Annotated in this window: 28 protein-coding genes and 1 pseudogene; 13 read left to right on the top strand and 16 right to left on the bottom strand. The window is 69.6% G+C overall.

The features are described 5' to 3' along the window. Positions 1–96: 96 nt before the first annotated feature. Positions 97–534, top strand: coding sequence for an ATP-binding protein (locus ACIOJE_RS32740; RefSeq protein WP_400781192.1), 438 nt, complete (start codon positions 97–99; stop codon positions 532–534). Here the strand turns inward: ACIOJE_RS32740 and ACIOJE_RS32735 are convergent. After that, the gene (locus tag ACIOJE_RS32735) at positions 531–1,037 is read right to left on the bottom strand and encodes a hypothetical protein (RefSeq protein WP_280683925.1); all 507 of its coding nucleotides are present in this window, start codon (positions 1,035–1,037) and stop codon (positions 531–533) included. The two genes, ACIOJE_RS32740 and ACIOJE_RS32735, sit on opposite strands and share 4 nt — an antisense overlap. 494 nt (positions 1,038–1,531) lie before the next feature. On the opposite strand from ACIOJE_RS32735, the gene ACIOJE_RS32730 reads away from it, so the two are divergent. Further along, positions 1,532–2,581, top strand: coding sequence for a transposase (locus ACIOJE_RS32730; protein ID WP_400781189.1), 1,050 nt, complete (start codon positions 1,532–1,534; stop codon positions 2,579–2,581). Beyond that, positions 2,563–2,940 carry a transposase gene (locus ACIOJE_RS32725; RefSeq protein ID WP_400781186.1) on the top strand — a complete coding sequence of 126 codons (378 nt, stop codon included), beginning with the start codon at positions 2,563–2,565 and terminating at the stop codon, positions 2,938–2,940. The genes ACIOJE_RS32730 and ACIOJE_RS32725 overlap by 19 nt, the downstream gene beginning before the upstream one ends. 28 nt (positions 2,941–2,968) lie before the next feature. On the opposite strand, the gene ACIOJE_RS32720 is transcribed toward ACIOJE_RS32725, so the two are convergent. From ACIOJE_RS32720 to fabG, 6 genes and pseudogenes are all read right to left on the bottom strand, one after another. After that, positions 2,969–3,469 (bottom strand): SMI1/KNR4 family protein, encoded by a 501-nt coding sequence (locus ACIOJE_RS32720; protein WP_280683770.1) that lies wholly within the window; start codon positions 3,467–3,469, stop codon positions 2,969–2,971. Between the two features lie 148 nt (positions 3,470–3,617). After that, positions 3,618–4,820 (bottom strand): annotated as a pseudogene (lysS, locus tag ACIOJE_RS32715) (lysine--tRNA ligase); the annotation flags it as partial. 197 nt (positions 4,821–5,017) lie between these two features. Continuing rightward, positions 5,018–6,199 (bottom strand): cytochrome P450, encoded by a 1,182-nt coding sequence (locus tag ACIOJE_RS32710; protein ID WP_280683772.1) that lies wholly within the window; start codon positions 6,197–6,199, stop codon positions 5,018–5,020. A gap of 2 nt (positions 6,200–6,201) precedes the next feature. Then, on the bottom strand, positions 6,202–7,446 hold the full coding sequence (locus ACIOJE_RS32705) for an MAB_1171c family putative transporter (protein ID WP_280683773.1): 1,245 nt from the start codon (positions 7,444–7,446) through the stop codon (positions 6,202–6,204). Positions 7,447–7,464: 18 nt separating this feature from the next. Then, complete coding sequence (locus ACIOJE_RS32700) at positions 7,465–7,962, bottom strand: regulator component (RefSeq protein WP_280683775.1); 498 nt, start codon at positions 7,960–7,962, stop codon at positions 7,465–7,467. A gap of 107 nt (positions 7,963–8,069) precedes the next feature. Beyond that, positions 8,070–8,780, bottom strand: a complete 711-nt coding sequence (gene fabG, locus ACIOJE_RS32695; RefSeq protein ID WP_280683777.1) for a 3-oxoacyl-ACP reductase FabG — start codon at positions 8,778–8,780, stop codon at positions 8,070–8,072. A 410-nt stretch (positions 8,781–9,190) separates the two neighbouring features. Between fabG and ACIOJE_RS32690 the strand changes: the two genes are divergently transcribed. Further along, the gene (locus ACIOJE_RS32690) at positions 9,191–10,027 is read left to right on the top strand and encodes a helix-turn-helix domain-containing protein (RefSeq protein ID WP_280683779.1); all 837 of its coding nucleotides are present in this window, start codon (positions 9,191–9,193) and stop codon (positions 10,025–10,027) included. 4 nt (positions 10,028–10,031) lie between these two features. On the opposite strand, the gene ACIOJE_RS32685 is transcribed toward ACIOJE_RS32690, so the two are convergent. Then, complete coding sequence (locus tag ACIOJE_RS32685; RefSeq protein WP_280683781.1) at positions 10,032–10,478, bottom strand: helix-turn-helix domain-containing protein; 447 nt, start codon at positions 10,476–10,478, stop codon at positions 10,032–10,034. A 586-nt stretch (positions 10,479–11,064) separates the two neighbouring features. On the opposite strand from ACIOJE_RS32685, the gene ACIOJE_RS32680 reads away from it, so the two are divergent. The 9 genes from ACIOJE_RS32680 (at position 11,065) to ACIOJE_RS32640 (ending at position 17,756) form a co-directional block, all read left to right on the top strand. Further along, positions 11,065–11,214, top strand: coding sequence for a hypothetical protein (locus ACIOJE_RS32680; RefSeq protein WP_280683783.1), 150 nt, complete (start codon positions 11,065–11,067; stop codon positions 11,212–11,214). Position 11,215: 1 nt separating this feature from the next. Further along, the gene (locus ACIOJE_RS32675; RefSeq protein ID WP_280683785.1) at positions 11,216–12,253 is read left to right on the top strand and encodes a hypothetical protein; all 1,038 of its coding nucleotides are present in this window, start codon (positions 11,216–11,218) and stop codon (positions 12,251–12,253) included. Continuing rightward, positions 12,253–12,960 carry an ATP-binding protein gene (locus ACIOJE_RS32670; RefSeq protein WP_280683787.1) on the top strand — a complete coding sequence of 236 codons (708 nt, stop codon included), beginning with the start codon at positions 12,253–12,255 and terminating at the stop codon, positions 12,958–12,960. Before ACIOJE_RS32675 ends, ACIOJE_RS32670 begins: the two co-directional genes overlap by 1 nt. 110 nt (positions 12,961–13,070) lie before the next feature. Beyond that, a complete protein-coding gene (locus ACIOJE_RS32665; RefSeq protein ID WP_280683789.1) occupies positions 13,071–13,634 on the top strand; it encodes a WhiB family transcriptional regulator in 564 nt (187 codons plus the stop codon). After that, the gene (locus ACIOJE_RS32660) at positions 13,631–14,641 is read left to right on the top strand and encodes a DUF2637 domain-containing protein (protein WP_280683791.1); all 1,011 of its coding nucleotides are present in this window, start codon (positions 13,631–13,633) and stop codon (positions 14,639–14,641) included. The genes ACIOJE_RS32665 and ACIOJE_RS32660 overlap by 4 nt, the downstream gene beginning before the upstream one ends. Positions 14,642–14,724: 83 nt before the next feature. Continuing rightward, positions 14,725–14,949, top strand: coding sequence for a hypothetical protein (locus ACIOJE_RS32655; protein ID WP_280683793.1), 225 nt, complete (start codon positions 14,725–14,727; stop codon positions 14,947–14,949). A gap of 179 nt (positions 14,950–15,128) precedes the next feature. Next, a complete protein-coding gene (locus ACIOJE_RS32650; protein ID WP_280683795.1) occupies positions 15,129–15,548 on the top strand; it encodes a MobC family plasmid mobilization relaxosome protein in 420 nt (139 codons plus the stop codon). Then, a complete protein-coding gene (locus ACIOJE_RS32645) occupies positions 15,545–17,281 on the top strand; it encodes a relaxase/mobilization nuclease domain-containing protein (RefSeq protein WP_280683797.1) in 1,737 nt (578 codons plus the stop codon). Before ACIOJE_RS32650 ends, ACIOJE_RS32645 begins: the two co-directional genes overlap by 4 nt. 94 nt (positions 17,282–17,375) lie before the next feature. Further along, the gene (locus ACIOJE_RS32640) at positions 17,376–17,756 is read left to right on the top strand and encodes a hypothetical protein (protein ID WP_280683804.1); all 381 of its coding nucleotides are present in this window, start codon (positions 17,376–17,378) and stop codon (positions 17,754–17,756) included. A gap of 252 nt (positions 17,757–18,008) precedes the next feature. On the opposite strand, the gene ACIOJE_RS32635 is transcribed toward ACIOJE_RS32640, so the two are convergent. The 8 genes from ACIOJE_RS32635 to ACIOJE_RS32600 form a co-directional block, all read right to left on the bottom strand. Then, entirely contained in the window at positions 18,009–18,929 is a 921-nt protein-coding gene (locus ACIOJE_RS32635; protein ID WP_400781175.1) for a hypothetical protein, read from the bottom strand. A gap of 423 nt (positions 18,930–19,352) precedes the next feature. Beyond that, positions 19,353–19,706 (bottom strand): winged helix-turn-helix domain-containing protein, encoded by a 354-nt coding sequence (locus tag ACIOJE_RS32630; RefSeq protein WP_280683807.1) that lies wholly within the window; start codon positions 19,704–19,706, stop codon positions 19,353–19,355. 48 nt (positions 19,707–19,754) lie between these two features. Further along, positions 19,755–19,985, bottom strand: a complete 231-nt coding sequence (locus ACIOJE_RS32625) for a MarR family transcriptional regulator (RefSeq protein ID WP_280683809.1) — start codon at positions 19,983–19,985, stop codon at positions 19,755–19,757. A 113-nt stretch (positions 19,986–20,098) separates the two neighbouring features. Then, the gene (locus ACIOJE_RS32620; RefSeq protein WP_280683812.1) at positions 20,099–20,428 is read right to left on the bottom strand and encodes an esterase; all 330 of its coding nucleotides are present in this window, start codon (positions 20,426–20,428) and stop codon (positions 20,099–20,101) included. Positions 20,429–20,516: 88 nt separating this feature from the next. Further along, positions 20,517–20,729 (bottom strand): hypothetical protein, encoded by a 213-nt coding sequence (locus ACIOJE_RS32615; RefSeq protein WP_280683814.1) that lies wholly within the window; start codon positions 20,727–20,729, stop codon positions 20,517–20,519. Positions 20,730–21,238: 509 nt separating this feature from the next. Further along, positions 21,239–21,601 (bottom strand): MarR family transcriptional regulator, encoded by a 363-nt coding sequence (locus ACIOJE_RS32610; protein ID WP_280683816.1) that lies wholly within the window; start codon positions 21,599–21,601, stop codon positions 21,239–21,241. Positions 21,602–21,721: 120 nt separating this feature from the next. Then, the gene (locus ACIOJE_RS32605; RefSeq protein WP_280683819.1) at positions 21,722–21,985 is read right to left on the bottom strand and encodes a hypothetical protein; all 264 of its coding nucleotides are present in this window, start codon (positions 21,983–21,985) and stop codon (positions 21,722–21,724) included. Between the two features lie 31 nt (positions 21,986–22,016). Then, positions 22,017–22,241 carry a DUF317 domain-containing protein gene (locus tag ACIOJE_RS32600; RefSeq protein WP_280683821.1) on the bottom strand — a complete coding sequence of 75 codons (225 nt, stop codon included), beginning with the start codon at positions 22,239–22,241 and terminating at the stop codon, positions 22,017–22,019. Positions 22,242–22,568: the final 327 nt, after the last annotated feature.

The raw sequence follows: 22,568 nt of genomic DNA, 5'->3' as shown, positions 1-22,568 counted from the left end.
AACTCCCGCTGATAGCACTTCAACAACGAGACCAGACGGCTCCGGTCACGCTCGTCGCAGACATAGAAGAGAGCGGCTCAGGCCCCGTTGATAACGGTGGGCGTCGGCAAGACACACGTCGCCCAGGCCCTGGGCCACCTCGCCGTCCGCCAGGGCGCCAATGTCCGCTTCACGAAGACCAGCCGGGTCCTGGCCGAGCTCGCCGGCGGCCACGCGGACCGCACCTGGGACAAGCGCATGCGCGAGCTGATCCGACCCGACGTCCTCATCCTGGACGACTTCGCCATGCGGCAGCTGAGCGCGGCCCAGGCCGACGACCTCTACGAACTCGTCTCCGAGCGGCAGGGCCGCTCGCTGATCATCACCAGCAACCGGGCCCCCAGCGACTGGTATCCCCTCTTCCCCAACCCCGTCGTCGCCGAGTCGCTGCTGGACCGACTGATCAACACCAGCCATCAGGTGATCATGAACGGCCCCAGTTACCGGCCGAACAAGCGGCCCAAGAGCCCCATCGACAAGCCGCCGACCACCTAGCGATCCAGCTCGGCGACGTTCCACTCCCGAGGCAGGTCCTCGCCGCAGAAGACGCAGACGAAGTCCTCCTGCCGCACGATGTTGAGCTCCCGGCAGGAGCGGCAGCGGCGGAAGACCACCTCATGCGTGAAGCCGGACGGGCGATGGATCCCGACCCGGTCCAGGGCCTCGGCCACGGCCGGCCATGAGATGACGTCCGGGCAGTAGCCGGTCGACTGGTTGCTGACCTCCTCGACCGCCCACCGCCCGGACTCCTCGCGGAAGCTCATCTCACCGGCGCTCAGGACCTCTTCGCCGCCGGCGCACACCACGTGCTCGCTGCGGCGCGGGGCCAGTCGCAGCAGCCCGCCGGAATCGACGACGAACGTGAACGGCTCGGCCAACTCACCCGGGGTCAGCGCTGAGGCCCACTCGCCGAAGTCCACCGACGAGCGCATGCTCCGACCCTCACCACCCGCCCGGACGAGCTCCTTCAACTCAACCGGACCCACATACCGATACATCCGCCCCCGCGTCTTCACGCTCACCAACCTAGCCCCTCACACGGCCCGGACCTGGGGAATTACGTGACCACAGCCCTTGGGGAATTACGTGACCGTCCACACCACCCACGCCTGCGCGCGGTCCAACCGGGGCCGGGCCTCCGCCAAGCTCCCGAGCGGCTCCTCGACGGTGAAGTCCCGCAGAATGCGCAGCGTCTGCTCCGAGTGTGGACGGTCACGTAATTCGGCTCTTTCGAAGATATTGTGATCGGACCCGTGTCCGCAGGGCGACCTGTCGTGTTGTCACTGGTGTGGTTCACGGAGCGTTGATGTCCTTCTTCCCCATTTGTCCGCTGTTGTAGTCGAGTTCGTGCAGCAGTCGGCAGCCGAGATCGTCCTTCACGCCCACGCGCGTGTGGCTGGTGGTGTGTGCCCGCAGTGCCGGAGATCATCGCGGCGCGTGCACGGTCGCTATGTCCGTCGTCTGGCGGACGCGGCGATCGGGGGGCCGGGCAGTGATCGTCGAACTGCTGGTCCGCCGCTTCCGCTGTCTGAACACCGCCTGCACTGCGGTGACGTTCGCCGAGCAGGTCGAGGGGCTGACCACCCCGCACGCCCGCAAGGCTCCGCTCCTGCGATCGGTCCTACTGTCCATTGCCCGCACGCTCGCAGGCCGCCCCGGCGCACGTCTCGCCGCACTGCTCGGCATCCGCGCCGCGAAGGACACCCTGCTGCATCTTCTTCGTTCAATGCCTGAGCCGCCCGCAACTCCCGTTCGGGTACTTGGGGTTGATGACTTCGCGCTACGTAAAGGCGACTCGTATGCCACCGTGCTGGTGGACCTGGAGGCGCGTCGGCCGATCGACGTGCTGCCGGGCCGGGAGGCCGGTCCCTTGGCCGCCTGGCTGGCCGGGCACCCGGAGGTCGAGATCATATGCCGGGACCGGGCCGGCGCCTACGCGGAAGGTGCCAGTACCGGAGCGCCACAGGCCGTCCAGGTCGCCGACGGGTGGCATCTCTGGCGAAACCTCGCGGAGGCAGTCGAGAAGACCGTCGGCTCACACCACACCTGCATCCGTTCCGCGTTTGCCGCGCCCCGGAACGACCAACCGGACCCGGTCGGCGATGCCGCCCAGTCCTTCAGCCTTCCGGACGGGACACGCGATGTCCTCGGCCACCCGAGGCGCCTGGTCGCCCGGACCAAGGAACGTTACACGGCGGTCCAGGAACGGCTGGCCGAGGGCAAGTCGCTGACCGCGATCGGTCGGGAACTGCGACTGGACCACTCCACCGTCCGTCGCTTCGCCCGCGCCAGCGGGATCGACGAACTACTCGTCAAGGCGGTCAACCGGCAGTCCATCCTCGACGAGTACAAGTCCCACCTGCACCAACGATGGAGAGAAGGCTGTCGTGACATTCCCCTGCTCCACCGTGAACTCCGGGAACTCGGCTTCCCCGGGGCGTCCAGACCGTCCGCCGCTACCTTCGGGGAGCCAAGCAGCATGGCCTACCCTCAACGTCTCGGCCCGCTCCGAGGTCTCGCCGAGTGGTCCGCTGGATCATGACCGACCCGGCCCGCCTGCGCGCCGACGACGCCCAGGAACTCAAGGAGATCCGGGCGGCCTGCCTGCACCTCGACGCCGCGGCCGGGCACGTCCGTGACTTCGCCGCCATGCTCCACGACCGACGCGGCGACCTGCTACCCGACTGGATGAACCGCGTCCTCGCCGACGACCTCCCCGCCCTGCACTCCCTGGTCGCCGGCCTCCGCCGGGACCAGGCCGCCGTTGTTGCGGGTCTGTCCAGCCCCTGGAGCTCGGGCCAGGTCGAAGGTCAGGTGACCCGAATCAAGCTCCTCAAGCGGCAAGGCTACGGCCGCGCCAACCTCGACCTGCTCCGCAAGCGGATTCTTCTCACGGCCTGAACGGTCGGCCGTTGGAGGCTTGACCGTGTCAACTACATGGGCCCGCAGGAGGTTCGACGTCCGTCACAGGACGCGGGTCCCGACCGTCGATGGACTCGGCGAGCCACTCGGCAAGCGTCAGGCCTTGGGGGGAGAGGGCGTGACCGAGGCAGCATCCGTGGGGATCCCACCCCCACATCGGCCCCGCGGGATCACGGCAGTCAACGAGCCACCAGATGGCGCAACCGAGTTCGAACAGAGGGACCACACCAGCAGGGTGGACCCGATCGGGGTCGGACTTGAATCCTTCATACCCGTCAACGAGGTCGGTTGCATTCCCGCCCATCCACGGTGCCCCGCTCACGCCGAGGACACTGCGACGTGGGCCGAACCCGCCGTTCGCGACCTCCAGATAGAGGCGTCGCAAGAGAGGGGGCAACGAGTGGCCGATCACCCGCTCGGCCTCAGCAACCGCCTCCGGCGAGGCCGGAACCAGGCCCGCATTGGCGGCGTATACGCGGATACTCTCGAAAACCTCGTCCTCGGTCACGGCCGCCATGATCCAGCGCCAGCGGAGGTCTGTCCAAAGCGTATCCGCTACCGAGAGACGCGGCGGTCACACGATCTTCGCCAGAGCCCAATTCCGTGACCACGAAGCCTCAGAAGTGGGGGAAATCGCTGACCGTTCACACCGAGTCGCCGGCCGCCACGTCCGCCACCGACGCCAGCGTGCGGAACGGCAGCGGTCGCGGCGTGGAAGGCAGCGGCCCGGCCGCCGGACCGACCGAGCGGGCCTGCACTGCCACCTCAAGGTCCGTCGCCGTCCCCGCGGCCACCTTGCGTCCGAGAGCGTCCCACTCGTCGTAGAGCCGCAGGATCTCCGCATCCAGCGCGATCTGGAACGACTGCCTCGGCTGGCGACGGTTGTAGAGCCACCGCAGCACCGCAGGCTCCAGGACCTCCAGGATGTCGATCGGGGTCGGCACACCGCCGTTCGAACTGCTCATCTTCGCCATCCCGCTGATCCCGACGAAGCTGTACCCGAGGTACGACGGCGGCAGCCCGCCGAACACCTCGCGCACCAGCTGCGACCCGACGGTGAAGGACGAGCCAGGAGAGGAATGGTCGACGCCGCCGGCCTCGAAGGTCACGCCCTCGAAGGCCCAGCGCATCGGCCAGTCCACCTTCCAGACCAGCTTCCCGCGGTCCGTCTCGGACAGCGCGAAACCACCCTCATAGCCGCACTCGCACCGGTACCGCATCTGCGTGCTGGCGTCGTCGAAGCCGGTGACCGTTGTGGAGTCCCGGCCGCAGACCTCACAGTACGGCCGGTACGGGTAGTACCTTCCGGCACTGACAGCGGCCAGGTCCTCCTCGTCCTGTTCCACCTCGGCGTCGGCCTTCTTCGTCCGGTACCGGTCGAGAACGGCATCGATCTGTGCGCGGTTCCGCATCGCGTGCACGACCTGCTCGCGGTAGACCCCGGAGAGGTACATCTGCGTCTGGCTGATCTCGTCGACCTCGACGCCCAACAGCGCCAGCGCCGCGCGGAGCGGAGCCTTGAAGCGCTCCGCCCAGTTCTCGTGCTCGCCGCAGGGATCAGGCACGGCCGTCAAGGGGCGGCCGACATGCTCGGCGAAGCTGGCCGGGACACCGGCCGGCACCTTGCGGAGCCGGTCGTAGTCGTCCCACGACAACAGGTGCCGACACTCCAAGCCCCGACGGCGAAGCTCATCCGCCACGAAATGCGGGACCATGATCTCGCGCAGGTTCCCCAGATGCACCGGGCCCGACGGGCTGATTCCGGACGCGCACACCAACGGAGCCCCGCCCCGGCGTTTCCCCTCGGCGATCACCTGGTCCGCAGCTGCGGCCACCCAATCGCTCTGCTTCGCGCCCATTCAAGATTCTCCGGCTGGTGGATAGTCAGGAGTAACCAGGGTAAGGGCCGTCGGAGACTCTCCCGTCCACCCGGAAGGTGCGCGCAGCTGGTGTCTTACGAAGTTGTTGCTCTATCGATCTTGGTGGGTGTGAGTTCGAGACCGCTTACTCGGTCGAGTGAACTCTGAGCACTTCAAGGGTCGGGGCGCTTGGCGCCCTACAGCAGGACGGGGAGCGATTCCAGTCCGCGGATGAGCCGCGAGTGGCGCCAGCGGAGCTGGTCGGCGGGTTGGCCGAGTCGAAGCTCGGGGAAGCGCGCGAGAAGCACATGTAGCGCGGTAGCCACCTCGGCGCGAGCGAGCGGTGCGCCGAGGCACCGGTGGATGCCGTGGCCGAAGGCCAGGTGCGCGTGTGCGTCTTCCCGTTCGAGGTCGAGCCGGTCCGGGTCCGCGAAGCGGGCGGGGTCGCGGTTGGCGGCGCCCGGGCTGACGGATACCGGGCTGCCTGCCGGAATGTCCGTCTCGCCGACTCGGACCGGTTCGGGAGCCCAGCGCCAGGTGGCGATGGTGACCGCGGAGTCGTAGCGAAGAAGCTCGCCGACCGCGCTCTCGATTCGGTTCGGGTCCGACCGCAGCAGCTCCAGCTGGTGCGGGTGCTGGAGCAGTGCCAGGACGGCGTTGCCGATCGCGGCGGTGGTCGTCTCGTGTCCGGCGACCAGGAGCAGCACCGCCAACGAAACAAGCTCCTGCTCGGTCAGATGGTCGCCGTCGCTGTCGCGGACGTTGACCAGCGCGGACAGCAGAGCATCGTCCGGTGCGCGGCGCTTGAAAGCGACCAGCTCGGCCATGTACTCGGCGAGGGCGTGGGAGGCGGTGTCAATCCGCTTGTGGTCGCCGGCAGCGAACAGGTCTGTCGACCACGCCCGAATTCGGTCCCGGTCGGCGGTCGGGACGCCGAGGAGCTGGCAGATCACGGTGACGGGCAACGGGATGGCGAGTCTCTCGATGACGTCGACCCGCCCCCCAGGCACCCACGAGTCGGTCAGGGCGTCGGCCAGGTCGAGGATGTACGGGCGCAGACGGTCGACGGCACCGGGAGTGAACGCCTTCGTGACGAGGCGCCGCAGTCTGGTGTGGTCCGGCGGATCCGTGGCCAGCATGTTCTGCGAGACGGCGGGGTGGAGGCTGCGGCCGGTCTCCTTGCCCGCGAAGAAGCGCGCCGTGTCCTTCGACAGTCCAGGATCGGCGAGCGCTTGCTTCGCCTCGCTGTAGCCGGTTACCACGTAGCCGGCCTTGTGTCCGGTGCCTGGGAGTTTCTGTACAGCGCCGTTGCGCCGGAGCGCCGCGTACGTCGGGTACGGATCCCGGAGGAAGTCGGGGTCCTGGAAGGGACTGCTCATGCTCATCCGTTCGCGGTCTCGGGGACCAAGGGGGGCTGTCGTACGGATTGGACGATGCTGCTCGCGGCGTAGGCTCGCGCGACTGAGCGTAGCCAGGCTGTCTCGGCGCGGAGGTCTCCCGCGCGGGCCGCAGTGCCGGGCGCCTGCGGAGCACGCTCGGATTCGGGGCAGCCACCGGAGACCATCGTCCGCAGGGCGACGGCCAGCACCGCAGCCTCGACCACAGCACCGCCCTCGACCGCGTCGGCGAGTCCATGGCGTTCCACCTCTCGGGTTGCCTCCTGCTGAACCGCGAGCGACCGGTAGGGCCGGAGAGTGAGGACGGCGTCGCTGATCTCAACGACGCGGCGCTGCAGGAGGAAGTCAGCTTCGGCCGCGCTAGCGTCCGGCTGGAGGACGAGGCCGGGCATCGCGGCGGTGAGGTCGAGCCAGAGCGGTTCGAGGTCGGCGAGCGACCGAAGCTCCCAGCGCCGCTGGAGGTAGCGCGTCAGCGGCCAGAGGAGCGCAGGGAGAGTCAAGCCCAGGGTGATGAGCAGCACGCTGACCGCTGGAGCGGTGACCGCGAAGGCACAGTTCACCGGAGTGACCAGGCTCGTGCAGCGATCATGCCCGGGGATCGCTTCCCAACCAAAGGTAGCCGCAACGGCATTGATGGCCTTGTACGTCGTGTAGACGAGCGCGAAGACACAGCCGACGGCAGTGGTCCGAAGCCCGACTCGCTGGCTGGTTCGCGTGGCGGTGCGCGACCGGGTCCAGGTCTGGGCTAGGCAGTCGAAGATCGCGTAGGCGAGGAAGCAGATATAGGCCAGTGAATACAGGTGCAGGGTGACGGTGGCTTCGTCGAGGGAGCCTTGGCGCTCGGAGGCGCTCCACACGAGGGAGGACGGAGTGAGCGCGAAGGCAACTGCCATCGTCGCGACGGCCAGGGCCAGGAGCCGGAGACGGAGCCGGAGCCGGTGACGGGCCTCCGCAGCAGGGTAGTTGAGGAAGAGCAGGATCGAGGTCACGCTCGCTGCCGCGGAAAGAGTTGCAGAGTTGCTGACCAGCCGGGAGAAGTCGAGTGCGATCGAGTCTTCCAGCTTGCGAACCACTGGAGCGTAGGCGCTGAAGGCAACCGCGAAGCATGCGAGGAAGGCCGACATGCTCAATGTGCCGGCTGGGCGCTGGCCGGCACGGCGTCTGAGCGCCCAGTAGAGAGAAGCTGCCAGCAGGAGGATGGGCATCCCGCCGAAGATGGCGCTGATCACGTAGGTTCCTTGGATGGGTCAGGAGAAGATCGCGTCCCAGCGCTCGTCGGCTCGAGCCGGACGAGGTGATGGGCGGAGCCTCTCGCGGTAGGCGCGCTGGCGGATGAGCGTGGCCAGCAGCTCGGCCTCGCGCTCGTCTGCGGTGGTGTAGGTGGTACGGCCCGACATCCGCAGCGCGAGCGTCGGGTTGAACCCGATGCTCGCGGCGACGCCGTCGCCCAGAGCCAGGGAACCCGGGTGGTCGCAGAGGATGTGGCTGATCTCGTGCGCGAGGATGTGCATCTGGTGCGCGGCGGATGTGCCCTGCTCGACGAAGAGCAGGTCGGCCGACGGTGTCTCGACTCGGATGCCGCACGGCGTGGAGTTGTCGGCGTCTGCCGGGAGCCGGCGGAAGACGATCGGCTTGCCCCGCAGGGTGGCTACTGCCTCGCGGAGTTGCTGGGTGCCAAAGCGATGGGGCAGTTCGAGGAGAGCGAGGCGCTGCTCGCATGCAGCCCGGAGCTGGCTGCTGTCCATGGTCACCCCTGGAAGAAGACGAGCCTGTTGGGAAACCCGTACAGGACGTGGTCGGGCGATCAGCAGGGTGCGGGAGTTGAATCCCGCGTCGGGGAAGCGGCGGAGCGTCAGTGACCCATGGCGGCGCCGCCGTCGACTGGGATGACCGCTCCCGTGATGTAGCCGGCCTCGGGGCTTGCCACGAAGCGGACCGCCGCCGCGATCTCGCTGGGCTGGGCGATCCGGCCCAGCGGGACCTGGGCGACGATCTCGTCGAGCCGCTCCTGGCCCAGTACGGCGGTCATATCGGTCGCCGTGAGCCCAGGGGCCACCACGTTCGAGGTGATGCCCCTGCTGCCGTACTCCCGAGCCACGGAGCGGGCGAACCCGATCAGCCCGGCCTTGGACGCGGCGTAGTTGGCCTGGCCAGCCTCGCCCGCAAGCGCAACCGCCGACGAGATGAACACCAGCCTGCCGCCTCGCCGTACGCGCAGCATCGAGCGAAGGGCTCGCTTGGCGCATCGGAAGGCCCCGGTCAGGTTGGTCTCGATGGTCGCAGCCCAGTCGTCCTCCGACATCCGGAGAAGAAGGGTGTCGCGGGTGACGCCCGCGTTGACGACCACCACTTCGACCGGACCGTGCTCGGCTTCCACCAATGCGAACGCCTGCTCGACGTCCGCAGGCGACGTCACGTCGCACTTCACAGCGAACAGCCCCGCAGGAGCCTCGCCGGAACGGGAGGTGACCGCCACCTGGTTTCCGTGCTCAGCCATCTGGCGAGCGACCTCAAGACCGATCCCGCGGCTTCCGCCGATGACCAGAACAGAACGACCCGACATGCTGCTTCTCCCGAACATGTGCTGACGACGACAGGTGGGGGCAGGCAGCCCGTCACGGCGCTACACCGGAAGGCACTCGAACCTGCGCTCTAACCATGCCGGGCGCTAAGAGGAAGTGACGCTTCCGGGAAAACTTGCTTCCGCTTACGCATTGTGACGAATTGGCTTAGACCACCTCGCTGACGTCGTAGTGCGCGATGAGCGGTGCGGTGATTGCTGGGTGTAGTCGAGCCCATAACTATGGCGGTCCACGCCCGGTGCATTCCTGGTGCCGACAGGTGGTGGGACGTGGAACATTCGCATGCGCTGAGTAGCGATCGGAGGAAAATCCGATCTTCTGACAAAGTGTCAGTTGATCTGTGAGTTGCGCCACGAGTTGGGAGGGGGCTGGAAATCGGAAGCGGGGGAATATGCTCTCCGCTGTGAATAATCCGGGAATCGGGTCGGGTCCGCAGGATGATCCCGCGCAGTCTCTGAGTGAGCTTCTGCGCTCATGGCGCGCACGCGTGGATCCTCGACGAATTCCTGGGCTGGTCCGTGAGGGCCGGCGGGGCTCGGGGCTGTCACAGTTGGACGTTGCCGAGCTCACTGGTGTGACCGACCGCTGGTATCGCGAGCTGGAGCTGGGGCGCCAAGCGAACTTTAGTGCGGACTTTCTTGACCGGCTCGCCCTGGCCTTGAGGCTATCCGAGGCGGAACGCGAGGTGCTATATCGGAGGACCGTGGGTCACCCGCCCCGCCAGCGCCCAGCCGTTGACGCCGAAGAGGCTAAGATCCTCGACGAGGGAATGCAGCAACTGTTGGATGACCAACTACCCAATCCCGCCTATCTATCGGATGGGGCGTGGAACGTCTTCGGGCACAATCGGCCCCAAATCGAGTGGTTTCCCTGGATCCCCTACGAGCCCAATGTCATGAAGTGGGCTTTCCTGTATCCAGAGGCGCGCGTTCAGCTCGTCCGGTGGGCAGAGGACTGGGCTGGCCCAATGCTCGCTCAGTTGCGCTACGCCTGCCTCCAGAATCCTGAAAAGGCGGAGCTCCAGCAGGTTGCGCGCGAAATTCTCCAAGGGAGTCCGGAGGCGCGGGAGATGTGGGAGCACACTGAGCTGATCCACCATCCGGACGGTGACGTACGGCGGCTTCGGCTGCCGTATCACGGCGAGCAGGAGATCGCAGTTCGGATGATGGTCCTCGCGCCACTTCGGCGGCCGACCGTGCGGCTCATGATCCTCATGCGCATGGACTGAGCGGCTACTCGCTCAGGTCGACGCCCGGAAGATCGTCAGACGGCGGGAGTCCTTCCAGTACCCGGGCCTGTTCGATGACGGTGTGCACCATCTTGAGGCTTGCGGTGGAAAGGCCGGCGGAGCGGAGGGCGACCGTCGCGATCTGCTGGTCCCGCATCGCGGCGACGAGCTGGATCTCGGCGGCGGTTCGCTCGGCCACCTCGTCGTCGAAGAAGTAGCCGGCGGGCACGCCGAAGAAATCGGCCAGAGCCCTGATGGTGGCCATCTTGGGGTTGGTGCGCGCACCGGTGCGCAGTTGCTGGATCCCGCTGGCGGTGATGGCACCGTCGCCAGCCTCCTTGATGGCGCTGGCCACCTCGGCATACGTGTACGGGCCACGACCCTTCGGGTGAACCTCCTGGAACAGCTTCTCTAGCCGGTCGGCGAACGTCCGCCCTGTTCCGTTGGTCATGCCCACCTCCTGTCGTCGCGACCAGTGTAGCCACTGGAGAGTGTGAGTCTGCACGTCCGAGGCCCAAATCTCGACACAGCAGTTGACTCAATGGCGCAACTGGAGTGTACGTTGGTCCCGCCATGACGGGCTCAGCAGTGGAAAGACCCTGGTGGGGCCGCTGGCAAACGCCCTGGACTGGCAGCGCGGATGGCCCCTATGGTGCTGCTCCCGCCAGCAGCCCGGGGCGGGGCCAGCAGGTTGGCCCCTGTCGCCCCGGGGCCTGTACAGACCCAGAACTGAGCGGAAATGAGACCGGCGCCCGGGAGCTACCAACTCCCAGACGCCGGGCCGGCACCTCGAAGGGCGCCGATTCACAACCACGCACGCAGCGGGACTTCTTTGCACGAGACCGCTGCATGCGCTCCTACGAGCCACGGAGTATCGCATGCCAGCCACGCCCAGCGGAACCGCGCGCCCAGATCAAGAGCGCCACCGTCGGCTCGCGTCCCAGCTCAACGACATGATCCCCGGCGCCGACACTCTTCGGATCAGCCTGACTGATCCGAACCACCGATGGCCCCACCCCCATGCCTCCGCAGTGGACATGGCCGGTCATCCGATCCCCATCACCCGCGTCACCGCCAAGGTCGCCTCCCGCTGGGTGCTGCGGACGTGGCCCGACGCCGACTGGAGCCTGCCCCACACCCTCGACCTCGGCACCGCGGAGCTCGCCCTCGCCGGTCGGGGTCGCTGACATGGCTCGCATCCGATCGGTCAAGCCGGAGACCTGGGTCTCCGAGACGCTGGCCGAGGTGTCCATACCGGCGATGGTCACCTTCCTCGGCATGACCAACCATGCCGACGACCACGGCAGGCACCGCGACCAAGCCGCGATCATCTACGGCCTGATCTGGCCGCTGCGCGACGAGATCAGCCGGGCGGACGTCGAGGACCACCTTCGGCAGCTCGCCGCCGTCGGCGCGATCTGCCGGTACACCGGCTGCGACGGTCGCAAGTACTTCCACTATCCGACCTGGCACAACCACCAGAAGATCGACAAGCCGAGCCTGTCCCGGCTGCCCGCGTGCCCGCACTGCGAGCCGGAGCGGTGTGGCGTCTGCAAGGGCCCCTGCATCCAGCGGGCCGCCCTCGTCGACACCCCGGGAGCCGCCGCCGAGCGAGCCCCGAGTGCTCGCCGCGAATTCGCCGAAACCTCGGCGAACGCTCCCGCCGGGCTTGACCAACTCCCCGAACTGTCGTCGGTGCCGCCCGCTCGCTCCGCTTCCGGAGATGACGCTGAGGCAACTGCCGACCCGGCGGCGGCTCCGACCCAGAAGAAAACAGCAGGTCAGGCGACATTCGCCGAGGGCTCCCCGAATGCTCGCCGAATCCTCCCGGAGCCCTCGACGCCTGGATCTAGGATCTTGGATCCTGGATCTTCTTTCCCTACGGGGCGACAGGCGCCCGACGCGGACACCGTCTCGCCCAACCAGCTGATCGGCGAGTACGTCGCCGCGTGCAGCCGGCGTCCGCCGGGCAGCGTGCTCGGCCACCTCGGCAAGGTCGTCAAGACCCTGCTCGCCGAAGGGATCTCGGCCGAACACGTCCGGTCCGGGCTGCGGCGGTACGCCGAGATCCAGGGCCACCCGTCCCGGCTGCCGAGCCTCGTCAACGACGCCATGAATGCACAGGGCGCCGGTTTGGCTCGGCCGGGATTCCGGTCTAACGTGCCCGCTCACCAGGCGTGGACCAACCCGGTCGACGCTGCCGCCGCCTACGCCGAGGAGCTGTGATGCGCACCCACCGCGAGCCGCAGACCCTCGCCGACGGGCCCTCGGTGCTCGACCGGATGGCCCGGATCCTGGCTTCCCGGGGCATCGACCAGGCCACGGTCGACGGCTTCCCGGACGAGGCGGAGCCGTACTCGCCGGATGACGCGCTGTCCGCCGGGATGCCTCCCCGCTACCGTGACGCGGTCGCCGAGCACCCGCAGGTCCTCGCCTGGGTTCGGCAGGTTGCCGGCCAGGCCGCTGCCCCTAGCCGTGGCGCCCGCCGCCAGGTCGCCACCGGCCCGAGCCTGCTGATGGCCGGGGTCGTCGGCGCAGGAAAGACCCACGAGGCGTACGGCGCCGTGCGCCGCCTGGTCGAGGCTGGCATCGGCGTGCGCTGGCGGGCGACCACCGCCGCCGACCTCTACGCGGAGCTCCGGCCGAGCGCGGACACCGACGCCGAGCGGGTCCTCGCGACCTACAGCCGGGTGCCGCTGCTGATCCTCGACGACCTCGGCGCCGCCAAGAGCTCTGAGTTCGTCGAAGAGCAGACCTACCGGCTGATCAACCGCCGCTACAACCACTGCCTGCCGACCCTGATCACCACCAACCTGCCGATCAAGGACCTGCGCACCTGCCTCGGTGACCGCGTCACCTCCCGGCTCGCACAGATGACCACCCGGGTCAGCTTCGAGCGGGTCGACCGCAGACGGCTCCAGCGCGCCGCCTGAACGGCCGCCGCGCCAGGCCCGCCCGACGGCGAGCCGCCCAACCTCACCGACCCAGCGCACCTCTCTGCCGACGCCGCCCTGTGCGCGGAGAGCGATCGGAGCAACCCCGCATGACCATCACCACCGGCCCTGTCCGCCACCGCTCGCTCGGTGACCACACCTGGCAGGACCAGGCCGTCTGCACCCCGACCGAGTACAACTCCGTCGACCCCGAGACCTTCTTCCCGGGACCGGAGGAAGCCAGCAAGATCGCCACCGTCAAGGCGCTGTGCGCCCAGTGCCCCGTCGCTCGCACCTGCCTGGACGCCGCGCTGGAGACGGGCGACACCCACGGCATCCGGGGCGGCCTCACCGAGGAGGAACGCGAACCCCTGCACACCAATCTGGCCAACCGCCTCGACTACAGCCGCGTCAACGCCACCCTGGCCGGACGCGACATCCACCTCACCAAGGCCGAGCGCCGCGCCGTCGTCCTCGCCGGATACCGCCAGGACGTCCCGGTCGAACGCCTCGCCTGGCTCCTCAAGATCACACCAGAGCACGCCCTCAAGCTCTACCGCGAGACCCGGCGCGCCATCCGCCACCGGCAGATCGCCCAAGACGCCGCCCGCACGGCCACGACCGGTGACACTGCCGACCAGCTGAACCGGGACGACTTCGGGACGGCCGCATGAGCACCACCACCATGCCGACCACCGCCCCCGTCACTGGCTGGGACCGGGCCGTCGTCATCGCCCTCGGCACCGCCGGCTGCGCGCTCAGCTACGACGCCCTCCAGCAGATGGCTGTCGCCATCCACGTCCGAGGCTTCCTCACCTACCTGTTCCCGCTCGTGATCGACGGGTTCATCTCCTATGGGGTGCGCGCCCTGCTGGTGCTGCGCGACGCCCCGCTGCGGGCCCGGATCTACGTCTGGACGCTCTTCGGCGCGGCCACCGGGGCGAGCCTGTGGGCCAACGCCCTGCACGCAGTCCGGATGAACGAGCAAAGCGCCGCAACCGGACTGCGGCTGGGCGACACGGTGGTCGCGGTGCTGTCCACCATCGCCCCGCTCGCGTTGGCTGGCGCCGTCCACCTCTACATCCTGATCGCCCGCGGACAGGTCAACTGGGCTGACTCGGACGGCTGCGGTGACCGAACGGCCGACGCTGACCGCGGTCAGGTCACTGCCGAGGTTGACTGGGTCGAGCGACCGGGCCCGGTGACCGGCGGTCAGGGCAGCACCGGTCACCCCGGCGCCGGTCAGCCGGTCAGCCGCCCGGTCACCGCGTCGGAGAAGCGGCCGATGCTGACCCCGGTCAGCCCGGTCAGCCTGACCGAGCCCGCTGACCTGGGCGGTCACCCGGACACTGCCCGGCCGGGCACTGATCGACCGGCGGACAGCGGGCCGGTCACCGCCGCACAGGTCAGCCTCGCCGAGGTCACCGGCCAGCCGGTCACGACTCCGGTCGCCGCCCCACAGGTCAGTGACCAGGAGGGTGACCGCCGCACGGACCTGGACACCGAGGACCTGCTGAAGATCGCCCGACAGGCGGTCAAGGAGGAGGACAAGCTGACCCGCAAGGTGGTTGCCCAGGCGATCCGGGGCCAGCAGATCCCCCTGTCCAGCGACACCTTGACCCAGCTGATGGCCCAGCTCCGCGCCCAGCACGGTCAGCCGGCCACCGCAGACCGGGACTGACCTTCACCCGACCGCCGGGGTGACCGCCACGGTCACCCCGGCGGTCACCCGCCCGAACCACCACCAAACGGGAGCACCCCAGCATGTGCACCACCCCCGCCACCTGGGCCGAGTCGGACTCCTGGCTCGCCGTCCTGCACCAGCGCGGTCACCTCCACCGTGTCGAAACCCTCCCTGACGGCACCCGCAGCGTCCAGTGCGGCCGGCACTCCCGCTCCTGGACCCTCCACCACCCCGTCCTCGCCCTCGACTTCGTCGAGGACCTCGTCCGCGAGATCCGCCAGCGCGACACCGAGGCCAGCCGATGACCGCGCCCGGCCAGGCCCGCACCACTCAGGGACCGGAACGTGACCGTGATCAGGCTCCTGGCGGAGCAAGTTGTGGGGTAAGCCATGCTTACCCCGCCACCGCCCCGAACGGGTCGTCGGCACCCTGGTCGGTGGCAGACCCAGGGGGGCCTGCCACCGACCAGGAAGTCGGCCCAGGGGTGCCAGCAGAACAGGAGAGCGCGCCAGCCAGCGCTCGCGCCACCTCGCGCCGCCGCCGTCCCCGCCACGCCACCCAGCGCCGCACCTGCGTCAGCCTGCGCTTCAGCGAAGCCGAGTGGGCCGCAGTCCAACAGGCCGCCGACCACGCCGACCTCGCCCCGGGCGGCTTCTCCGCCGCCGCCACCCTCGCCGCCGCCAGCACCGACCCCAGCGCCGCCGTCGCCGACTACCGGCGCGGCATCCAGGAACTCATGGAGTCCAACCGCCAGCTCGGCGCCGTGGGCAATAACCTCAACCAGCTCGCCCACTACGTGAACGCCGGCGGCCAGCCAGGCACCGAGCTTCGCCAGCTCCTGGCCCGCGTCGAAGCCGCCATCGACGCGGTCGACGACGCCGTCGACTGGCTCATCCGCCGGTGATCCCCAAGATCCGCACCGGCACCGACCGCGCCTTCCCCCTCATTGACTACCTCTTCGGCCCCGGCAAGCACGAAGAGCACACCGACCAGCACCTCGTCGCCTCCTGGAACAACTTCGCCCCCGACCCCGGCCCCAACCCGGAACGGCATCAGGTCGCCAAGCTCGCCAGCCAGCTCGACCAGCCCGTCAAGGCCCTCGGCAAGCAGGCACCGGCCAACAAGATCTGGCACTGCTCACTGCGCACCGCCCCCGGTGACCGGCACCTCGACGACGCCGAGTGGGCCACCATCGCCCGGCGCATCGTCCACGCCACCGGCATCGCCCCCGAAGGCGACACCGCCGCCTGCCGCTGGGTCGCCGTCCGCCACGCCGACGACCACATCCACATCGCCGCCACCCTGGTCCGCCAGGACGGCCGCCTCGCCAACCTCAGCTTCGACAAGCGCAAGGCCCAGGCCGAGGCCCGCCTCATCGAGAAGGAGTACGGCCTGCGCCAGCTCAACCCCGGCGACGGCACCGCCGCCAAGAACCCCACCAGCCAGGAACGCTTCAAGGCCGAACGCATCGGCCGCACCGAGACCCCGCGCGAAACCCTGCGCGAAGCCGTCCGCCAAGCCGTCGCTGGAGCCGACAGCGAGGAGGAGTTCTTCACCCGGCTGCGCGAGGCCGGCCTGCGGGTGAAGCTCCGCCATCTGCCGTCCGGTGACCTCACCGGCTACAACGTCGCCCTGCCCGGCGACCGCAACCGCACCGGCGAGCCCATCTGGTTCCCCGGGGCCAAGCTCGCCCCCGACCTCTCCTTGCCCCGAATCCGCCTCCGCCTCGACACCGCACCCGCCACCCCGGAGCCGGACAACCACCCGGCCCGCACCGGCCGCTCCGCTCCCGCGCGCCGCCGCTGGGACGCCGCTCACGCCGCCGAGCGCGCCGCCGCCGCTCTCGACCAGGACGACGACGAAGCCGCCGCCCAGCTCGTCGGCGCTGGCGAACTTCTCGACGCCCTCGCCCAGACCTCCCCGGCCGTCACCCGCGCCGAACTCCGGGAATCAGCCCGCGCCTTCGAACGCGCCACCCGCAGCCACGTCCGTGCCGAGAATGCCGACATCCGTGCCCTGCGCTCCGCCGCCCGCGGAATCGTCCACGCCGGCGGAGCACTTGGCCGGGGCGAGGACGGCGGCGCCACCGCCATGGTCCTGTCCACTCTCGTCCTGGTCACCCTGGCCGCCGCCCGCTGGCACTCCGCCCGCGGCCACGCCCAGCAGGCCGCCGCCTCCCGCCAGGCCGCCGACCACCTACGCGCCGCCTACCAACAGGCCGCCGCCACCCCCATGCGCACCATGCGCGAGATCGGCCGAGCCCTCCCGGAGGGCGAGCGCCGCCGCCATGACACCACCATCCGCACCGTCCTCGGCGCCGTCGAGAGCCCGAAGGGCCCGGCCCGCGAGCACGACGCCCTGGCCGCCGTCCTCGCCGAAGCCGAGAAGGCCGGCCACGACCCCAAGGCCCTCCTGGAGAAGGCCGTCGACCGGCGGGAGCTGGAAACCGCCCGCAACACCACCGACGTCCTCGTCTGGCGCATCCGCCGCCTCGCCGACCTGCCCGCCAACCCCGAGCGCCCCCGCACGGCGGCCGGCATCCAGGCCCGGACGGGGCCGGAACACGCTCGCACCGTGCAGTCGGCACCGCCCCAGCCGACGGCGGCAGACCAGCGCCGCCCGGCACCACGCCGCTGAACCGGCAACCCGCTGAGCGGCCCTCCCGAAACCCCTCGACACCTGGTTCCACCAGGTGTTACGCAAGTACCCGAGCACCACGAACGGAGAGCCCGTGACCAGAACCACCGAGCACACCATCACCACCCCGGTCCCGACCACCTCCGACCCGCTCCTGCAACTGGAGTACGAGACCCAGACCCCCAACGGCCCGGAGTCCGTCCGCGGTCTGCTGCACCCGGCCGAACTCGCGCTGCGCGGCATGCCGGTGACGTGCTCCGCCTGCCGCGCCCGCCGAGACTGGCTGCTGCTCAACCACCGCCGCAACGTGTGGGTCCGCTGCCGCTGCGGAAAGGAGTGGCTGGAGCCGGAGATCACCCGTAAGGACTTCGACGCCCTGATCGCCAACCCGACCTGGACCCGCCACGCCACCACCGAAGCCGCGCGGGTGGCCCTCGGCTTCGACGGCACTTTCGCCGGCATCTACCTGGATTAACGAGCGGTGTTGCATCGGATGCAACACTCGGCGTGACCGGCGCAGGCCGCTGGCCTGCTGACTTCCGAGGGGGCCGACCGGAGTCGGCCCCCTCGGAAGTCAGCAGGGCCGGTGTGCGTAACCGATGCAACGATGTTGCGTCAGATGCAACGTGCTCGAGCGGTGGATCTCCCGGTGCAGCGCACCTGATGCAGACGGCGGGCGTCGAGGAAGCGCGTGCCGCCGGGATCTGCCGGAGCGCTCGTGTCGCCGTCAGAGCCGGCCGACGGCTACCCCCATGGTGTCGCCGGCGCCGACGGTGATGGGGGTCACCGCGTCGGTCGCGGTGTTGATCGCGAACACCGTCCCCTGGGGTGTCCCGTGGCCGTAGGAGCCAACCACGTAAGCGCTCTTCCCGTTGGGGGTGACGGCCACCTCTGCGGGGAGGAAGTACCTGCCTGACCCGGTGCTCGGCGGGATGTCGCCGATCGGGATGGTTTTGGTGACCGTGTCGGTGGTCAGGTTGATCACGGACACCTTGCCCTGCACGATCTTGTTGTCGACGCCGACCACGTAGGCCCGGCGGCCGTTGGGGCTGATCGCCAGCCCGCCCGTGCCGGCGCCGGAGATGGTGCGGACGACCTTCTGCTTCTTGAGGTTGACCACCGAGACGGCGCCGCTGTCCCCGGACAGGTAGAGGCGCTTGCCGTCAGGGGTGATCGCCATGCCGTTGGCCGCTTCGTTGAGGCGGATGGTGGCGATGACCTGGTTGTCGGCGGTGTCGATCACGGACAGGCTGCCCTTGTCGTCGGTCACATAGAGGCGCTTGCCGTTGGGACTGATCACCATGTGGTCCGGCCTGCTGACCTGGATGGTGGCGGAGACCTGTTTGGTGGCGGTGTCGATCACCGACACCTTGTCCCCGTGGAAGGGGTTCTGGACGGCCACGTAGGCGTGCTTGCCGTCGGGGGCGATCGCTTCCCCGTAAAGGATGTCGGGAGAGAGCGGGGTCTGGTCGTAAGGGATGTTCGTGACGCTCGTCTTCGCGATATTGACCACCGACACGTACTTGAAGGCGTTGGTCACGTAGAGACTGGCGCCGTCAGGGGTGACCTCCACCTCCTCGGGACCGCCGCCGACGGTAGTGGTCCCGAGCCCCTGGACCTTGTTGGTCCTCGTGTCGATCAGGTACACATGGCCGTCGAGGCTGGTGGACGTAGGCGTAGACCTGCCGGTGCGGCTTCGGCGGGTGCGGCGCGGCTGTGGCAGGCGCGGGCGCCAGAAGCGCCAACCCTGACGTGATGGCCACCGCGATGGTTCGCCGTACAGCGGATCGCTGAAAGTGCACGTGGACCTCCGGATCGACGTGATGGTCTCTCGCGCCATCAGATGTACCGTGCCACGTGTCCGGTTGTCGGCGAACCAGCAGGTCAATCCCCCGGAAGAGTGCCAGCCTGGGCAGCACACGACGAGGGTGGCACTGGTCCCTCGACCATCACCTTGATCGCACCCAAGGGAATACGGCACGCGAGGAATAAGCACCCTCCGCCGGTATAGGCCAGGCAGCGAGAAGGACCGCCACCCAAGCAGTTCGGTGGCGGTCCTTCTCGCTGCAGGTCAGCGTCCCGGGCCGGGAGGTGATGCTGATGTGGGGAGCTGGTCGGCAGCAACCAGTCGGTGGAGGCTGAGCCGGACAGCGGCCGGGCGCAGGCTGAGCTCGGCGGCGAGAGCCTCCGGCGTAAGACCGGGGTCGCGCCGCAGGTGTTCGAGGACGGCGTGGTCGGTCCGGTCTTCGCTGGCGCGGACGGTGTGGTAGGCGGCCAGCGCGCCGCCGCCGAGGACGAACAGCCCTATGGCGCACACCGTGTACGTGCCGGTCACCGCGGCACCGGTCGCGGTGGCGGCGCCTATCGCGGCGGTGGAGCACCAGGCGATCAGCGGGGCAGGACGGCGGGCCGGGTGGTCGGGCATCGGCTGGTGGTCCTCTCTGTGCCCGTACAGGGGGTGGTTGCCGGCCGGTCAGCCGGAGGCGGGCTCTGCCTGGTTGTCGTGCAGGTCGCTGCGGTGGCCCTGGCCGAGGGGTTTCCAGTCCTGAAAGGTGGAGAGCTTCCAGCGGGGGCGGTCCGGGATGCTGGTGTCGTCGGGGGCGGGCAGGGTGCCGCGGTTTCGGCGGTTGCGGGCGGCGCCGACGCTGATGCCCAGGTGCGCGGCGACCTCGGCGTAGCCCCAGAGCTGTTGGTCGTCGGCCATGCGGGTGTCCTTCCTCGGTGCTTCGGTGACGAGCGTACGCGCCGCTGTGCGGGTGGGCGTACGGCGAGGCCGCCCCGGCCTGGTCGGCGCGGGGCGGCCTTGTGTGGTGGTGTTCAGGAGTCGGCGAGGCGGTTGGCGAGTTCGAGGGCGGCGGTGGCGACGGTGAGGGCGGAGCACAGGCCGGTGACCTCGTCAAGGGTGGGGCGCACCAGGCGGGGCCAGTCGTCGGGGGCGGCGGGCCAGGTGACGAGGTGGACGTCGGTGGTGGCGAGGCCGAGGCGGGCGGTGACGTCCCAGCCTGCCTCGGGGGCCTTCTCCCACCGCAGCAGGATGCGGCCGAAGGGCAGTCTGGACGCGGTGGCCGGGAGCCAGAGGACTTCGATCGGCTGGCCGGGGTCGGCGGGGACGCGGCGGACGAGTGCCCCGCTCGCCCACGGTGGCACGGGGTGCAGCGCGATGCGGTCGAGCGGCTGCGGGCGGGCGCGGCGGCGGGTGGTCGGGATGCGGGTCTCCTTTGGGGAAGGCGGTGATTCAGGCCCAGGCGAGTTCGTCGCGGACGGCGGCGGGCAGGTAGCTGTCCTGGCCGTCCTCGGCGAGGTAGGCGATCCCGTCGTGGACGACGACGTCCGTGCCGATGTAGTGGGCGAAGGCCCAGTCCGGGTTGACGGCGAGGCGCACCCGCAGGTTCGGGTCGACGGTCTGGAGCTGGGCGATCAGGTGGGCGACGGTCAGGTACTGGGGCACGGTTTCTCCTCGGAGTGATGTGGCCTATCGGGTGTCGGGGCGGAGAGGGTGCTGCGGGTCGAGCCGGGAAACCTCACGCGGGTGAGCGCGGTGTCGGTCGCTGGGGAGAACGAGGACGGGTTCGTCGGTGGGCCACGGGTCGCAGCTCTCCCACGGGTAGCCCCGGGTGAGGACGACGGTGCCTTGCGGGCCCTCGACCTCGGGCAGGCCGCAGACGCCGCATCCGCAGGTCGGGTCGTACGGCCCGGGATCTGCCGGGTAGGGCCCGGAGGCGAAGTAGTCAGAGCGGCGGTAGCGCCCCGGTCCGGCGGGTGTGAAGGCGGAGACGACGAGGTCGCCGGGGCGGACCTCGTCGGCGCGGACGATCCGAAGGGCCGGGCTGGCGAGGACGTGGCGGGAGGCGCGGTGTTCGGTGGCGGCGGTGACGATGAGGGGGTGGAAGTCGACGCGGTGGGTGTTCGTGGCGGTGTCCCTCGTGGTGGGGTGCCCCGGGCCGGGGCATCGGTGGTTCAGTCGGCCAGGCGGTAGCAGCGCAGGGGCAGCGGTTCGCCCTCGGCGGCGAGGAGCACCAGGCCGTCGTCGGCCAGGCGGGCGAGGGATCTGGCGACCGCGCCGTCGCGCAGGCCGAGGGCGGTGCCGATCTGGCGCACCCGTGCGCCATCGGGCGATTTGGCGAGCTGGGCGACGACACGGGCGTCGCGACGCAGGCCGCTCTGGTGGACGTCGTCGAAGGCCAGCCGCAGGCCGCTCGCGCTGAGGGCGAGGCCGAGGGCGAAGGCGGCGGACTGCGGCGGGACGGAGAAGGCGTTGGCCAGGCCGAGGGCGGCGATGGCCGGGCCGGGGATACGGGCGAGGTCGATGGTGATCGTCAAGGTGGTCTCCTTCGTCGAAGTGGCGTGCTGGGGTGGCCGGTTAGGAGCGTTGGCGTGGAATGGGCGGGGCTTCGCCGCCGTGAGCCTCGATCAGGTCCCGCACCAGGGCGACCGGGACGTTCAGGAACACGGATTCGGTGGGGTCGCCCTCCTCCGCGCCGGGCTCGAGGTAGTCGCGCCAGCGGGCCCACGGTTCGGGCGCCGGGTGGGGAAACCGACCTCCAGCGTCAGGGCGGGCAGCAGGAACACGTCGGAGGGGTCGGGGGCGAGCACCGAGAGGCAGAAGCCGTCCGCGCACGTGATGTGCGGGTCGGCCAGGGCGAGGCCGAGCGGGTTGCGCGCGGTGCCGTGGGCGATGCGGTGGTCCAGTCGGGGTGTGGGCAACAAGTCCTCCGAAGACGGGAGTTGGCGCAGGTCAGCGGGTGGGGGCGGCGATGAGCGCAGCGAGGAATCCGGCGACGGCCTCGGAGGGGGTGTGGACGCCGAACTCCTGGGTCCACGCGGCGGCGTCGGTGGGCTGGACCTGGATGCGCCACACGATGCCGCGCTTCCAGGCGCCGGGGTCCTCGGGCAGCCAGCCGACGTAGACGCGCCCGTCCGGGCTGGTGCAGTGGACGTTGGCCTCGGGGGTGTCGACCATCGGCCAGCCGAGACCGGCGAGCAGGGCGAGGACCGGCTCCGCGCTGTGGTCGGCGGTGAGTCAGGAGCGGTCTTCGGCGCTCGGGCGGACGGGGGCGGGCAGGAGGCTGCTGGGGGTGTTCACGGGGCCGGTCCCTTCGTTGACCTGCGGTTTCGGCGACACGAGTACTTTGACATGCAGCGTCCCGAAGTTCGTAGTCGTTTCCCGGGTTCGGCACTCTGCCCTGTGTGACTGCGACCGCTACATCGCGAATCCGAACGGCATCTTGCGAGTCACTGGGTCGCCCCGCCCTGACCTGCTGCTTCAGCACCGGCGAGGGGCTTCGGG

The organism is Kitasatospora sp. NPDC087861 (genome assembly GCF_044742585.1).
In the GTDB taxonomy this organism is placed as follows: Bacteria; Actinomycetota; Actinomycetes; order Streptomycetales; family Streptomycetaceae; genus Kitasatospora.
Note: the sequence above shows the minus strand (reverse complement) of the source record. Positions and strands in the feature narration are given on the sequence as shown.